This is a genomic window from Klebsiella sp. CTHL.F3a, assembly GCF_019890895.1.
Lineage (GTDB): Bacteria > Pseudomonadota > Gammaproteobacteria > Enterobacterales > Enterobacteriaceae > Klebsiella > Klebsiella grimontii.
Genome location: NZ_CP082360.1, coordinates 3,195,606 through 3,210,341, shown reverse-complemented (window position 1 = coordinate 3,210,341; position 14,736 = coordinate 3,195,606). Strand labels below are relative to the sequence as shown.

15 protein-coding genes are annotated in these 14,736 nt (G+C 58.5%); 8 read left to right on the top strand and 7 right to left on the bottom strand.

Annotated features, from left to right (window positions below; all coding sequences use genetic code 11):
* Positions 1 to 12: 12 nt before the first annotated feature.
* The 5 genes from K7H21_RS15075 to K7H21_RS15055 all read right to left on the bottom strand — a co-directional run bounded on the left by K7H21_RS15075 (position 13) and on the right by K7H21_RS15055 (position 4,602).
* A complete protein-coding gene (locus tag K7H21_RS15075; RefSeq protein WP_004119856.1) occupies positions 13 to 483 on the bottom strand; it encodes a NanQ anomerase/TabA/YiaL family protein in 471 nt (156 codons plus the stop codon).
* Positions 480 to 1,652: a sialidase family protein gene (locus K7H21_RS15070; protein WP_112164911.1), complete on the bottom strand. Its 1,173-nt coding sequence runs from the start codon at positions 1,650 to 1,652 to the stop codon at positions 480 to 482. Before K7H21_RS15070 ends, K7H21_RS15075 begins: the two co-directional genes overlap by 4 nt.
* A 28-nt stretch (positions 1,653 to 1,680) precedes the next feature.
* Positions 1,681 to 2,442 carry a TerC family protein gene (locus K7H21_RS15065; protein ID WP_004119877.1) on the bottom strand — a complete coding sequence of 254 codons (762 nt, stop codon included), beginning with the start codon at positions 2,440 to 2,442 and terminating at the stop codon, positions 1,681 to 1,683.
* A 111-nt stretch (positions 2,443 to 2,553) separates the two neighbouring features.
* Positions 2,554 to 3,438, bottom strand: coding sequence for a dihydrodipicolinate synthase family protein (locus tag K7H21_RS15060; RefSeq protein ID WP_142481860.1), 885 nt, complete (start codon positions 3,436 to 3,438; stop codon positions 2,554 to 2,556).
* A gap of 18 nt (positions 3,439 to 3,456) precedes the next feature.
* Positions 3,457 to 4,602 (bottom strand): iron-containing alcohol dehydrogenase, encoded by a 1,146-nt coding sequence (locus K7H21_RS15055; RefSeq protein WP_142445804.1) that lies wholly within the window; start codon positions 4,600 to 4,602, stop codon positions 3,457 to 3,459.
* Between the two features lie 176 nt (positions 4,603 to 4,778).
* Between K7H21_RS15055 and dtnK the strand changes: the two genes are divergently transcribed.
* Genes dtnK through K7H21_RS15040 form a run of 3 tightly spaced genes read left to right on the top strand, consistent with a single transcriptional unit; the run spans position 4,779 to position 7,759 of the window.
* Positions 4,779 to 6,017, top strand: a complete 1,239-nt coding sequence (gene dtnK, locus K7H21_RS15050) for a D-threonate kinase (protein ID WP_142481862.1) — start codon at positions 4,779 to 4,781, stop codon at positions 6,015 to 6,017.
* Positions 6,010 to 6,996, top strand: coding sequence for a D-threonate 4-phosphate dehydrogenase (locus K7H21_RS15045; protein WP_049115657.1), 987 nt, complete (start codon positions 6,010 to 6,012; stop codon positions 6,994 to 6,996). The genes dtnK and K7H21_RS15045 overlap by 8 nt, the downstream gene beginning before the upstream one ends.
* A gap of 1 nt (position 6,997) precedes the next feature.
* Positions 6,998 to 7,759 carry a DeoR/GlpR family DNA-binding transcription regulator gene (locus K7H21_RS15040; protein ID WP_004119899.1) on the top strand — a complete coding sequence of 254 codons (762 nt, stop codon included), beginning with the start codon at positions 6,998 to 7,000 and terminating at the stop codon, positions 7,757 to 7,759.
* Positions 7,760 to 7,772: 13 nt separating this feature from the next.
* Here the strand turns inward: K7H21_RS15040 and K7H21_RS15035 are convergent, their stop codons facing one another.
* Positions 7,773 to 8,717, bottom strand: coding sequence for an L-lactate dehydrogenase (locus K7H21_RS15035; protein ID WP_139530183.1), 945 nt, complete (start codon positions 8,715 to 8,717; stop codon positions 7,773 to 7,775).
* Between the two features lie 145 nt (positions 8,718 to 8,862).
* Between K7H21_RS15035 and K7H21_RS15030 the strand changes: the two genes are divergently transcribed.
* Complete coding sequence (locus K7H21_RS15030; RefSeq protein WP_004119929.1) at positions 8,863 to 9,345, top strand: GNAT family N-acetyltransferase; 483 nt, start codon at positions 8,863 to 8,865, stop codon at positions 9,343 to 9,345.
* Here the strand turns inward: K7H21_RS15030 and ptrR are convergent.
* Entirely contained in the window at positions 9,299 to 10,177 is an 879-nt protein-coding gene (gene ptrR / locus K7H21_RS15025) for a putrescine utilization regulator PtrR (protein ID WP_004119932.1), read from the bottom strand. The genes K7H21_RS15030 and ptrR overlap by 47 nt on opposite strands.
* A 105-nt stretch (positions 10,178 to 10,282) precedes the next feature.
* On the opposite strand from ptrR, the gene sad reads away from it, so the two are divergent.
* The 4 genes from sad to K7H21_RS15005 all read left to right on the top strand — a co-directional run bounded on the left by sad (position 10,283) and on the right by K7H21_RS15005 (position 14,707).
* Entirely contained in the window at positions 10,283 to 11,668 is a 1,386-nt protein-coding gene (gene sad / locus K7H21_RS15020) for a succinate-semialdehyde dehydrogenase (protein WP_004119935.1), read from the top strand.
* A 219-nt stretch (positions 11,669 to 11,887) separates the two neighbouring features.
* Entirely contained in the window at positions 11,888 to 12,814 is a 927-nt protein-coding gene (gene glsB / locus K7H21_RS15015; RefSeq protein WP_170100504.1) for a glutaminase B, read from the top strand.
* Positions 12,814 to 13,188: a DUF4186 domain-containing protein gene (locus K7H21_RS15010; RefSeq protein WP_004119940.1), complete on the top strand. Its 375-nt coding sequence runs from the start codon at positions 12,814 to 12,816 to the stop codon at positions 13,186 to 13,188. The genes glsB and K7H21_RS15010 overlap by 1 nt, the downstream gene beginning before the upstream one ends.
* A 106-nt stretch (positions 13,189 to 13,294) precedes the next feature.
* Entirely contained in the window at positions 13,295 to 14,707 is a 1,413-nt protein-coding gene (locus tag K7H21_RS15005; protein WP_172879987.1) for a GGDEF domain-containing protein, read from the top strand.
* Positions 14,708 to 14,736 lie beyond the last annotated feature (29 nt).

Below are 14,736 nucleotides of genomic sequence, written 5' to 3'. Positions count from 1 at the left end.
GCTCCTTATTATTTACCCTTCCAGCATGTCGCCCGGCACTTTAAATACGGCTTTGCGTACCGTTACCGGCGCGTCTACCGCGCACAGCGCCTGGTGGGGTTCGCCGGGCAGAAATAGCGCAAAATCACCGGCATGCAGGGTGATGGATACCGGTAGAGGGCAATCGCGGGCGATAAACAGATCCGGTTTGCGCTCTTCATCGCTATCCTGCGCGACGCGGAGCGTTCCGGCGTTAATCACCTCGCAGCCTGCCAGCATCACCTGAATATCGGCCCATTGATGGTGATATTCGGTGTGACGCCGCGCGGCGGGCTGGGTGGACGCTTCGCCGATATCGCAATACCAGCGACAGTTTTCCGGCTGCCAGCGCCCGTCTTTCCTGGCGCTCAGCGCCGCTAGCGTGGCCTGCGGATGGGCGAGAATTTGCCGCAGCGCTGGGGGAAGCCCTGCCAGCGGCAGAGCGTTAAGGTTGCCGACGATCATAGCGCGGACTCCTTCACCCATTCGGGCGTGATATGCACGTATTTAATCGCCTGGCGGAACCAGGTGTAGGCAATGTGCAGCGTGCCGTCCGCCCCTTGTTTAATGCTCGGGTAGGAGAACTCGCGATTGCGCTTATCCAGCGAATTGTTAGTCATGCAGTAGCCGTCGCCTTCATCGAGATTGCGCCGCCATGGCCAGGTTTTACCGCCATCGGCAGAGAGGGCGACAGTCATCGGCGCGCGCGGCGCGCCCCAGAACGCCGAGCGACCGCCGTTAGCTTCTGGCTCTTTACGGCTGCTGTCGCCGTCGTCGATTTCATCGTAAAGCGACGCGCGACGTTCCAGCGCGCCGGCGGCGCTCATGGGGTTAAACACCAGCGCCAGTTCGCCGCTGGAAAGGGTAGTGACCTGAATAGACGAGTTATTATTGGGCAGCACCGTCGGCTCAGGCGCTGACCAGCTTTCCCCGTTGTCCACCGACTGGCTGTAGTAGATATTGTCTGCCCAGCGGCTGCGAAAGAGGGCCACCAGCACGCCGCCCGGCAGCGGGGTGATATTCATATGCACGCAGCCGAGACTGTGCGGGACTTCGACGTCACGCCAGGTTTTGCCCTTATCGGCGGAGATTTTGACGGCGCTGATATCGTCGTTGCCGACCCACTTTTCGCCCGGCCGCGTGCGGCAGTAGAAGACCGGTAGCAGCCAGTTGCCGTTGTCCAGAACGGTCATCGGTTGGCGAATAAAGGTGCCGGGCTTGTCGAGCAGGGTGGCAATGTCGCCCCAGGTCTGACCCAGATCCGTTGACTGGCGGTAGCGCACGATGGCGGTATCCTGATTGCCGGAGATCTGCGCGGTCCACAGCAGCCACAGCACGTTATCCGGGTCGAGAAAAAGCAGCGGATTTTGCTCTGAGCGGCTGGGGTCGTCGGACAATTTGACCGCATCGCACCATTGGCGACGGCCGGGGAGCAGGCGCGACCCCCAGACGGAGATATCGGCGACGCCTTCCTGAGTGCCGCCAAACCACACGCACATCAGCGAGCCGTCCGGCAGCGGCAGCAGGTTAGCCGCGTGATTTTGCGGGCAGGATGAGGGGAGCATGGCGGTTTCCACGCGCTCATCCTGCGGGTGCTGAGAAATAATACCGTCACGAACTGCGGTTACAGACATATTCACTCTCCGTTATTTTAGTAGGGTTTTATTTATTGATCGGTAATGAGACGTAAGCGTCTTGCTGCTGTGAAGCTTTAATGATTTTTCTGCTGCGAATAATATTTAGCGTTTCTACCGCCAGCGAAAAGAAAATAGCAAAATAGAGGTAGCCTTTCGCAATGTGTATTTCCAGACTGTCGGCCACCAGTAATATCCCTACCAGCAGCAGGAAGGTTAATGCGAGCATTTTCATGGTTGGTGTATTATTCACAAAATCGCCGATGGTTTTCGCCGCCAACATCATTACGCCGACGGCGATAATGACCGCTGTAATCATAATAAAAATATGCTGCGATAGACCGACTGCGGTAATAACAGAATCAAGGCTGAAGACGATATCCAGCAGCATAATCTGGATGATGGCCCCGGCCAGCGAGAGCTGGCGCAGGCCGTCGCTGTGCGACTCTACTTCCGGCTGAAGCTCGCCGCGTATTTCCTGCAGTGATTTGTAAATAAGAAAACAACCGCCAACAAATAAAATAATCGTGCGCACAGAAACGACAAAATGGGCAATGGTAAATAGCGGCAGCGTAATGTGCGCCAGCCAGGCAATCGACACCAGCAATAACACGCGCATGATCATTGCGCCACTGAGCCCTAACTTGCGGGCAAGATTTTGCTGATGGGGCGGGAGTTTCGCCACCACCAGTGAAAGAAATATAATATTATCGACCCCGAGAATAATCTCCAGGAAGGTCAGCGTGATTAGCGTCAACCCTATTTCAGGGTCCAGCATCCAGATAAACATGGCAACATCCCTTACACAGCGTAAGACGTGTTATAAATAATCGTCAAGAGTGTCGGTGCTGTTTATTCCTGTAACCGGCACCGACGATCGAACCCGGTATTCCTGGTGTGTTCAGGAAATATACCTGGCGATAATGTCTTTGATTTGTTCGCACTGGGCTGGCGTAAAGCTGACCGCATAGCGGCTGTTGCCGACGGCAAAACCCATCAGCTGCAGCGCTTTTTTTACTGCCGCCGGCGAGAACGCCACTTTATACAGATCGGTACGCAGCCCGGTCACGCTCTCCTGAGCATGGCGGGAGCCATCAATATCGCCGGCGTTAAAGCGCGCCCAGATGGCGTTGATCTCTTTCGGCGCGACGTTGGCCAGCCCGGAAATACAGGCGGAACAACCGTCAATAAATCCCTGATGAATCAGCGAATCGGGGCCATTCAGCACGTCGAAATTGGCAATGCCTCGCGCCGCATCGAGAAATCCCGTCAGGCTTTCGTAACTTCCGGCGCTGTCTTTGACGCCGATGATGTTGGCGTGCCGCGCCAGAACCCGCGCGGTCTGAGGTTCGATGGTATTGCCGGTACGTGCCGGGATGTTGTACAGGAATATCGGTACGCTCAGAGCGTCAGCGATGGCCGTATAGTGGCTGATAAGCTCATCCTGCGTCAGCGGGACAAACCACGGGGTGATGACCGAGACCGCATCGACGCCCAGTTTTTCGATCTGCTGACCCAAACGGATGGTTTCCCGAGTCGACACTTCGCCAATATGCGCCACCACTGGCGCGCGACCGGCGACCTCTTCCACGCAGGCTTTAGCGACAGCGACTTTTTCCGCTTCATTGAGCACAAAAAACTCGCCGTTGGTCCCGCCGCAGAAAATACCGTTGCCGGCGGCGAGCTGACGCTGAACCTGCTGCTTCAGCGCCGGAATATTTACCGCGCCCTCGGCGGTAAAGGGCGTCACGATGGCGGTCAGTACGCCGGTAATTGCATTGCTCATATTCATCTTTCCCGAGTGTTATGGCTGTGGAAATAGGGTGCGGTAGATCGCTTCGACCTGCTGCTGGTTAACGCTGCACGGCGCGTTATTGAGTAAACGTTTGACGTTTAGCGCCGCTTCGCTCAGCTCGCCGATGCTTTCCGGCGGCACGCCCAGCGCGGCGAGGTTGTCTGGCAGCTGTAGGCGTTTCACCAGCGCGGCCAGCCAGGCGACCAACGCATGAGATTTTTCTTCTTCGCTGAGCGTCAGATCGGCCTCAGGGATCAGATCCCAGACCTGGGCAAATTTCGCCACCGCATGCGGGCGCACCGCTTTCATACAGGGCGCCAGCAAAATCGCGTTCGCCACGCCGTGCGGCAGATGGTATTTGCCGCCCAACGGATAGGAGAGGGCATGAACCAGATGGGTACCCGCATGGTTGATCGCCACGCCGCCATAATAAGAGGCCCACAGCATCTCCAGCTTCGCGCTCAGGTTCTGCGGCTCGGTCACCGAGAGCTCGATATTGCGTACCAGCTTGCGCAGGCCAATCAGCGCCGCGTTATCGCTTACCGGATTGGCAACGGTGGCGGTAAAGCACTCAATCAGGTGGCACAGCGCGTCGATGCCGGTAGAGGAGGCGATGTGTGCGGGCATGCTGGTGGTCAATTCCGGCAGCAGGGCAACGTAATCCGGCAGCAGAACCGGGGAGATAATGCCCACTTTGGTACTCTGCTCCGGGATAGCCAGAATTGCGTTCGGCGTGGCCTCTGAGCCGGTCCCGGCGGTGGCGGGAATTAACAGAGAGGTTACTTTTTGCTGCGGTTTTTCGCCTGCCAGCAGCGCGTCAAGCCCCGGTGAGCGGGGATGCAGCAGGACCGAGAGCAGCTTGGTCACATCCAGAACGCTACCGCCGCCAATCCCCACGATAAGCTGCGGCTCGCTGGCGCTGACGAGGCGCTGAATCTGCGCCATATCGTGCTGGCTCGGCTCGGCGGGCACCGTATCCACGATCTGCACCTGACGCCCCTCATCCTGCAGAAGCGCGCGGATCTGCTGCGCGGCATGGAGTTTGCCCACGTTGCCGTCAGTGACCAGCAAAATGCGCCGCTTGCCCGCCAGCAGCGGCAGCAGGGCGGTAAAGGCGCCCGCGCCGCTAATCAGAGTGCTGTTAATGGTTGCCACTTTTTTCTCCTCTTTTATGAATGATTAAATTTAATCATCCGTTCTGCGTGCCATTCACATTGTGGGGTGAAGTTATAATTTATACGGCGATTTAATAACTTGAGATTGCTCACATTTAATCAATTGTGATTGAATATAATCATTATCAATGTCGAACAGTGATAAAAGGGAAAGCGATGGGCAGCGGGGATAATAAGGTGTTGGTTCTGGCGGACGACTTCACCGGCGCTAATGACGCCGGCGTCAGCCTGGCGGAGACGGGAATGCGGGCGGAAGTGGCGTTTTCCGATCGCTATCGGGGAGAGGCGCAGGCGCTGATCCTCAATAGCGACAGCCGCGCGCAGCCCGCCGCAGAAGCGGCACGGCGTATTACGTATCTCTTGCAGGCTATCTTGCCGCGTTTTCAGCCGCGCTGGACGGTGAAGAAAATCGACTCCACCCTGCGCGGCAACCTCGGCGCCGAACTGCAGGCGACGATGCGCGCTCTGGCGTGCTCCGTGGCGGTCCTGGCCCCGGCTTTCCCGGCGGCAGGCCGGGTGACGCGAGAGGGGCTGTGCTATGTGCGCGGCCTGCCGGTCAATGAAACCGAGTTCGCCACCGACCCGAAAACGCCGGTCGGCAGCGCGGATATCGCCGACGTGGTGGCACAGCAAAGCGAGCTGCGCTGCCTTAGGGCGACGGTCGATACCCTGGCGACCGCGCTGGCGCAGACGGGCGATGTACCGCGAGTATTGATCGTGGACGCCGAAGAGGATCGGCAACTGGACGCCATTATCGAGGCAGTCGCGGCCTGCGATCGGAAAGTGCTGCTGGCGGGGTCGGCAGGATTGTGTGACGCCCTGGCGCGTCGGCTGGCTGCCGTACCGCGCGGACCGCTGCTGGCGATTGTCGGTTCAATGAGCGAGATCGCGCAACAGCAGGTCGCCCGGCTTGAGGCGCATCCGCGCGTTGTTCGCGTAGAAATTGATGTCGCGATGGCCTTTGGCGGCGATGTCGACGCTGACGCCCGACGCATCGCCGCGGTATTGAGTGAAAATAATCATTGCGTCGTCACCACGCGTCCCGATAGCGAGGCGCGAAAGGGCATTGATGCCCTGTGCCGTCAGCACGGCGTCGATCGCACCGCGCTTGGCGAACGTATCTGCGCGTATCTGGCGCAGGTCAGCGAACGGGCCATCGCCCAGCGCCAGCCGGGGGCGCTATATCTGTCCGGCGGCGACGTGGCCATCGCCGTCGCGCAGGCGCTGGGGGCCAGCGGATTTCATATTACGGGTCGGGTGGCGCAGTGCGTGCCGTACGGCAATTTTCTGGGTAGCAGCTGGCAGCGGCCGGTAATGACTAAGGCAGGCGGATTCGGAACGGAAACCACCCTGCTGGAGGTCGTGAACTTTATTGAGGAGAAAATGAGTGACTAACATCATAGCGGTAACGATGGGAGATCCGGCAGGCATTGGCCCGGAAATTATTATTAAATCCCTGGCGGAGGGGAAACTGAACGGCGCGCCGGTGGTGGTGGTGGGCTGCGCGCGGACGCTGCGGCGGATCCTGGCGATGGAGATCACCCCCCGCGCCGAGCTGCGAATCATTGATAATCCGGGACAGGCGCGGTTTAGTCCTGGCGTCATCAACGTTATCGACGAACCGCTGACCGATCCGCAGGGACTGCGCCCGGGCGAGGTACAGGCACAGGCAGGTGATTTAGCGTACCGCTGCATCAAGCGGGCGACCAACCTGGCGATGGCCGGAGAAGTGTTCGCGCTCGCCACCGCGCCGTTAAATAAAGAGGCGCTGCATCTGGCCGGGCACCATTTCCCAGGGCATACCGAAATGCTGGCTCATCTGACGCAGACCAAAGATTTCGCGATGGTGCTGTATACCGATAAGCTCAAGGTTATCCATATCTCCACCCATGTGGCGCTGCGTAAATTCCTCGATAACCTGAACCAGCCGCGGGTGGAGACGGTGATTGGTATTGCCGATAGCTTCTTGCGCCGGGTGGGTTATAGCCAGCCGCGTATCGCCGTCGCCGGGGTTAATCCTCACGCCGGGGAAAACGGCCTGTTTGGCGATGAAGAGATCCGCATCGTCGGGCCGGCGGTTGACGCAATGAAAGCTAAAGGGCTCAACGTGACCGGACCGTGCCCGCCGGATACGGTGTTTATGCAGTGCCACGAAGGGCTGTTTGATATGGTGGTCGCGATGTATCACGATCAGGGACATATTCCGCTAAAATTGCTTGGGTTTTATGATGGGGTGAATATTACCGCCGGACTGCCGTTTATTCGCACTTCCGCCGACCACGGCACGGCGTTTGATATTGCCTGGACAGGTAAAGCTAAGTCTGACAGCATGACTACCTCTATTGAGCTCGCCATGCAAATCGCACAGGAATAACATGAAGGGATATAACCGGTTAGAGCAGATTATGGATTATCTCAAGAGCCATAATCTGGTGACAGTGGACCAACTGGTGGCGGTGACCGACGCCTCGCCCGCGACCATTCGCCGAGACCTGATTAAGCTCGATCAGGAAGGAGTGATCAGCCGAACGCACGGCGGCGTGACCCTCAACCGGTTTATTCCAGCACAACCGACCACGCAGGAGAAATCCCAGCGTAGCCTGCAGGAAAAATACGCCATCGCCAGCGCGGCGGCGGCGTTGGTTAAGGCCGGGGACGCCATTGTCCTCGATGCCGGGACCACCATGATTGAACTGGCCCGGCAAATTACCCATCTGCCGCTGCGGGTGATCACCAGCGACCTGCATATCGCCCTGTTCCTGTCAGAGTTTAAGCAAATTGAAGTGACGATCATCGGCGGGCGCATCGATGACAGCAGCCAGTCCTGCATCGGCGATCACGGGCGCCGCCTGCTGCAGAATATCTGGCCCGATCTGGCATTCGTCAGCTGCAACGGCTGGGACCTGGAGAAGGGCGTCACCTCGCCAACGGAAGAGAAAGCGGCGCTGAAGCGCGACTTAATCGCCAACGCCCGGCGGCGCATACTGCTGGCGGACAGCTCCAAATACGGCGCCTGGTCGCTGTTTAATATCACGCATCTCGACTCACTCACCGATATCATTACCGATAGTCATCTGCCGGAAGCGACGCGCGAAGCGTTAACGCATATTCATCCCCGGCTGATCGTGGCCGGCTAGCCGGGGAAGCGGCTTACGGCAGACGGGCGATATTGGCTTTAATCACCTCGATAGCGTGGTGGAACTTCTCCGCTTCATCATCTGCCAGCTGTAGCTCAATGATTTGCTGCACGCCGCTTTGCGTGAGCACCGCGGGAACGCCAGCCGCCGCGCCGCTTACGCCGTACTCTCCATCAAGAATGCACGATACCGCCAGCGCGCGATGGCTGCCGGTGAAAATATTGCGACAGATTTCGGCGATGGTCCCGGCGACGCCGTACTCCGTGCAGCCTTTGCCGGCGTAAATCTCAAACCCCAGCTTACGCACCTTGTCGGCAATCAGCTCCCGGTCGAGGGCTTTACCGGTATGTTTCTGGTAAACATCGGCAATGGCGGAGCCGTATACCGCCGAGTGCGACCACACCGGAAACTGGGCATCGCCATGCTCTCCGAGAATAAAGGCGTCGATGCTTTGCGCGCCGATATCCAGCGCCTGGGCCAGCACCCTGCGTAAGCGGGTGGTATCTAACCAGACGCCAGTCCCCAGTACCTGGCCGCGCGGCAGGCCGGAAAGCTGCCACACCTGCCAGGTGATGATGTCGCAGGGATTGGTGGCAACCAAAAAGATGCCGTTGAAACCGCCGCTCATCATCTGCGGGACGAGGCTTTTGACGATTTTCGCCGTGTTGGTCAATTCGTCCAACCGGGTCTGGCCCGGTTTGAGCGCGCCGCCGGAAACGGTGATCACCGCAATATCGACATCGGCGCAGTCGCTGGCTTCCCGGGTGGAAATCGTCATCATTCCCGGCATATAGGCGGCCGCGTCGCTCAGATCCTGAGCGTGCGCTTCGGCGCGTGGTTTATTGAGATCGACAAGGATCAGCTCCTCGCAAATCGACTGGTTTAACAGGGCGTAGGCCGCAGAGGCGCCGACGTTTCCGGCCCCGATAATCATCACCTTGCGTGCTTTGGTATTCATCGTTTTATCCTGATAAAAGACGTCATGCGGCAAAATTACTGCCTCCCAAGGGGTGAGAGCAAGTGGGGCCGGAAGCTATAAGTTAATGCTATGGCGGCGCTGCGGACGCCGCGCGTTACAGTACGCTCAAAAAAGGAGCTTATTTATGTACACTATCGCCGCGACCCCGCTAAACCACCCGGACCTCACCGCTTTAATTGCCGAACTGGATGCTTACCAGCAGACGCTCTACCCGGCGGAAAGCAACCATCTGATCGACCTGAGCGCGCTCCCGGCGGAGTCGGTGATCGCACTAATTATCCGCGATGCCCGGCAGCAGGCCGTTGGCTGCGGGGCGATCGTGCTCGGCGAAGAGGGGTTTGGCGAGATGAAACGGGTGTTCATTAACCCGGCCCATCGCGGCCAGCAGCTGGGAGAAAAACTGCTGGCGGCGCTGGAGAAAGAGGCGATAAAGCGTGAATGCCATACCGTACGCCTGGAAACCGGCATTCATCAGCACGCCGCCGTTGCGCTATATACGCGCAATGGGTATCAGACGCGCAGCGCCTTCACGCCGTATCAGCCGGATCCGTTAAGCATCTTTATGGAGAAACTGCTGCTTGTCGATCTTCGTTCAGCAGCGCTATAAACGCCTCGAGCTGGCGAGTTTTCGCCCCGCGCCGCCAGACCAGCCATGTCGTTAGCCAGCGCCACTCTTCGGCCAGCGGCCAGGCGGAAACCTGCTGGTGGCCCGGCATACTCTCCAGCATGCTGCGCGGCATCAGCGCCAGTCCGGCGCCGGCAATGACGCAGGCCAGCATGCCGTGATAGGACTCCATCTCATGGATCCGCCCCGGGGTGGCGCGATCGGCGTGGAACCAGCTCTCAAAATGACGGCGGTAGGAGCAGTTGGCGCGAAACGCGTAGACGCTGGCGCCGTTTACTTCGCTGGCGCGAGCGATGGGCGGATGGCCAAATGGCGCGACGATCATCATCTCTTCCGGGAACACCGGTAACCCTTCAAGCCCCGGATGCACCAGCGGGCCGTCGACAAACGCCGCGCTCAGGTTGCCCTCGAGTACGCCGTCGATCATGGTGCCGGATGGGCCGGTGGAGAGGGCCAGATGGATCTTTGGATAGCGCTGGTTAAAGTGCGCCAGGGTCGGGGAAATACGCACGGCGGCGGTACTCTCCAGCGAGCCGAGCGAAAACAGCCCCTGAGGCTCGTCTCCGGCGACCACCATCCGCGCCTCATCAACCAGCGCCAGGATCTGCTGGCTATAGCGTAAAAAGCTATGTCCGGCGGGCGACAGACGCAGGCGCTGGTTTTCGCGAATAAACAGTTCGACGCCGAGATCCGCCTCCAGCTGGCGAATGCGCGTGGTCAAGTTTGACGGCACGCGATGCACCTTCTGCGCGGCCTGGGTAATGCTGCCAGTGCTGGCGACGGCGTTAAACATCTCAAGCTGGGTCAGATCCATAGCGTTCTTCTTTTGTGAAAAGGTTGCTTAATATTATTCATTTTTAATGAAGGGAAGGGTAAGCCAGAATAAGGTCACTTCGCAATCAACACAGAGAGAAAAACGATGAATTTATCTGCCACTCAGGCGGTTTCCGTGAACCCAACCACAGGTGAAACGCTGTCGTCTCTGCCCTGGGCCAGCGAACAACAAGTCGATTCAGCCATTGCCCTTGCGGAACGGGGTTATCGTCAATGGCGCAACGTCAGCGTGGCGGCGCGCGCGGCGGCGCTGCGTAAGGTCGGCAGCGTGATGCGCGACCGTGGCGAAGCGCTGGCGCAAATGATTAGCCTTGAGATGGGTAAACCGATTGCCCAGGCGCGCGGCGAAGTCGCTAAATCCGCCAATCTCTGTGACTGGTATGCCGAACACGGCCCGGCGATGCTGAATACCGAAGCGACGCTGGTTGAAGACAATAAAGCGGTGATTGAGTATCGTCCGATGGGCGCGATCCTCGCGATCATGCCATGGAACTTCCCGGTGTGGCAGGTGCTGCGCGGCGCGGTGCCGATTCTGCTGGCGGGCAACAGCTATCTGCTTAAGCATGCGCCAAACGTGCTGGGCAGCGCGGCGATGATTGGCGAAATTTTTGCCGCAGCGGGCGTGCCGGAAGGCGTGTTTGGCTGGGTTAATGCCACCAACGACGGCGTTTCGCAAATGATTAACGATCCGCGCATCGCCGCGGTGACCGTCACCGGCAGCGTGCGCGCCGGGAAGGCTATTGGCGCCCAGGCCGGCGCGGCGTTGAAAAAATGCGTGCTGGAGCTGGGCGGCTCCGATCCCTTTATCGTCCTTAACGACGCCGACCTCGATGAGGCCGTGAAGGCGGCGGTGATTGGCCGCTACCAGAATACCGGGCAGGTCTGCGCCGCCGCGAAGCGTTTCATCGTCGAAGCGGGTATTGCTGCAGCCTTTACGCAGAAATTTGTCGCCGCCGTCGCCGCGCTGAAAATGGGCGATCCGCGCGACGAGCAGAACTATATTGGACCGATGGCGCGTTTCGACCTGCGCGATGAGCTGCACGAGCAGGTGCGGGCGACCCTAAAAGAGGGGGCGACCCTGCTGCTGGGCGCGGAAAAAATCGAAGGCGCGGGTAACTACTATGCGCCGACGGTGCTGGGGAACGTCACCGCTGAGATGACCGGCTTTCGTGAAGAACTGTTTGGGCCGGTGGCGACGATTACCGAAGCCCGCGATGCCGATCATGCGCTGGCGCTGGCTAACGATAGCGAATTTGGCCTTTCAGCAACGGTTTATACCGCCAGTGAAACGCAGGCCCGGCGCTTTGCCGATGAGCTGGAGTGCGGCGGGGTGTTTATCAACGGCTACTGCGCCAGCGATGCCCGCGTGGCGTTCGGCGGCGTGAAGAAAAGCGGTTTTGGCCGCGAGCTTTCCCATTTTGGCCTGCATGAATTCTGCAACGTCCAGACCGTCTGGAGAGATCGCCGCTAACCCTACAAACTGCCTCCGGGGGCGGCGCAATGCACCTGACCGGGCTACGGGACGCAGCCATCTGCGATCGCGTAGCCCGGAAAAGCCGCTTGCGGGAACATACCCCCGATATTATTAAGCTATTTACTTAGCGGCACCGAAGCGAGAAAGAAGCTGTTTCTTCGCGCCGCGTGCGCCTATAATTACCGCCCGAATTTTGTTGTTGGCAAGGAGCCTCGCGTGGCGACGGTAATGAATAACGCAATGCTCGATGCCATTTTGGCTGAAGTCAGGCCGCTGATTGGGCGCGGTAAAGTGGCGGACTATATTCCGGCGTTGGCCCGCGTTAGCGGCGAGAAGCTCGGCGTAGCCATCTGTACGGTCGACGGTCAGCACTACAGCGCCGGCGACGCGCACGAGCGTTTCTCTATTCAATCGATCTCGAAAGTCCTGAGCCTGGTGGTGGCGATGAACCACTATCAGGAAGAGGAGATCTGGCAGCGGGTGGGGAAAGATCCCTCCGGCCAGCCCTTTAATTCACTATTACAGCTGGAAATTGAACAAGGCAAACCGCGTAATCCGTTTATCAATGCCGGGGCGCTGGTGGTCTGCGATATGCTGCACAGTCGCCTTAGCGCGCCTCGCCAGCGAATGCTGGAAATCGTTCGTCGTCTGAGCGGGGTGGGCGATATCGCCTACGATCCGGTGGTTGCCCGCTCGGAGTTCGATCATTCGGCGCGCAATGCCGCTATCGCCTGGCTAATGAAATCCTTCGGCAATTTCCATAACGATGTCGCCACGGTACTGCAAAACTATTTCCACTACTGTTCACTGGAGATGAGCTGCGTGGAGCTGGCGCGCACCTTTCTGTTTCTTGCCGATAGAGGCATCGCCCCGCACCTTGAGACGCCGGTGATTGCGCCGATTCAGTCGCGGCAGGTCAACGCCCTGATGATGACCAGCGGCATGTATCAGAACGCAGGTGAATTTGCGTGGCGCGTCGGTTTGCCGGCGAAATCCGGCGTCGGCGGCGGGATTGTGGCTATCGTCCCGCAGGAGATGGCGATTGCGGTGTGGAGCCCGGAACTCGATGAGGCGGGGAACTCGCTGGCCGGAATTGCTTTACTGGAAAAACTCACTCAAAAACTGGGAAGGTCGGTATTCTGATGGTACCCATAGAAAACCTGTTTGCCCGCCTGCAGCGTTCCACTTTCCGCTCCCGTTTTCGCCTCGGCGTGAAAGAACGGCAGTATTGTTATGATAAGGGCGCGGAAGTTATCGACCAGCACGCGGCGGACTTTATCGCCAGTCGGCTGGCCCCTGCGCAAATTCCTAACGACGGTAAGCAGACCCCGATGCGCGGACATCCGGTGTTTATCGCCCAGCATGCCACCGCGACCTGCTGTCGCGGTTGTCTGGAAAAGTGGCACGCGATCCCGCGGGGCCGCGGGCTCAGCGACGAAGAGCAGCGCTACGTGGTGCAGGTTATCCATCACTGGCTGGTGATCCAGATGAATTCGCCGGATCGCGGCAGACCGTAATTCATCGGCGGCGGTATATGCCTGATAATTATTCTCATGATATGATGAACCGCTTACTAATTATTAACATAATAATTGCCTGAAACAATTAGACGGATAATCATGAATGTCTCCACTGTCGATTCGGTCATTCACGCTGTTTCGTGAGGAACAGCCCGTGCGTGATGCGCTGGTGTTGTTCACTTTAACGCTACTGCTGCATTTCTTTGGCGCGATGCTGCGTCTGGTACAAGAATTGTCGTTCTTCTGGCCGCTGAACGCGGTAATGGCGGGGATTTTTGCGCGTTATATCTGGCTAAATCGCAGCTATTTTTACGCCGTTTGTTTTGCCGCCATGCTGGTATATGACGGTTTAACATCTCGTTGGGGAATGGGGTTCGCCTCCTTTCTGATTAATTTCTCCAATATCGTTTTTATCGTCACCCTGGCGCAGCTCATTTTGTGGGATAAGCGGCGGGCGGATTCGATGCCGGGACCGATCAACGCGCTAAGCCTGTTTTGCTACTGCCTGCTGGCGGCGCTGCTCTGCGCTGCTGTTGGGGCGCTGGGTTCGGTAGATGTGGAACGCGCCACGTTTATTCCCCAACTGGCGGACTGGTTTAGTGAACAGTTTTCCACCGCCGTACTGATCCTGCCGTTCATTTTGACCCTCACGCTCCCTTCGGCGTTCGGACGTTTTCGCCTGCGTCAGCTGTTACCGGCGATCGCGCTGGTGCTGTCGATTGCGCTCGGCGTGGCGGTGGGCGGGGCCGGGAGCATAACCTTCCCGTTACCCGCGCTGATTTGGTGCGCGATTCGCTATCCGCTGCCGTTGACCTGTCTGTTGACCTTTATTACCGGGATTAGCGAAATTCTGCTGGTGGCGAACTCGCTGATTCACCTCACGCCCGACACCCGGATGCAGCCGTGGCAGCTGTTTTCGACGCGTCTGGGTATCGCGGCGATGCTGATTAGCCCGATTATCGTCGCTTCCAGCGTCGAGGCGATTAATAACCTTGTCAAACAGCTGGCCCTGCGTGCTGACTTTGACTTCCAGACCCGGGTCTATTCTCGCTCGGGGTTAAGCGAAGCGCTGAAACGCCAACCGCTGTCGGAAGATAAGCGGTTAACGGTCATGGTGCTGGATATCGACGGCTTCAAGCAGGTCAACGATCGCTGGGGCCATGAGTGCGGCGACTGCGTGCTGGCCCAGTTTGCGCAGCAGGTGCGGCTACTGGTAGGTGAAGAGGGCATGGTGGCGCGCATTGGCGGGGAAGAGTTTGCCGTCGCGACGCTGACTTCATCAGAGCGGGACGGACAGGCGTTGGCGGAAAAAATTCGTCAGGGTATCGCATCGCAGACCTTCACCTGGGGGCAAAACAAAATCCAGCTGACCGTCAGCATGGGGCTGGAGAGCCAACTGCTCGCTACCGCCAGGGTTACGGATCTGTTCAACCAGTTGCTGATGGAAGCCGATGATTCGTTGATTCGGGCGAAACGTGCCGGGCGCAACCGGATTTTTACGCACGAAATGGCCTGAATTATCCCATAAGAAAACGCGATGATAAT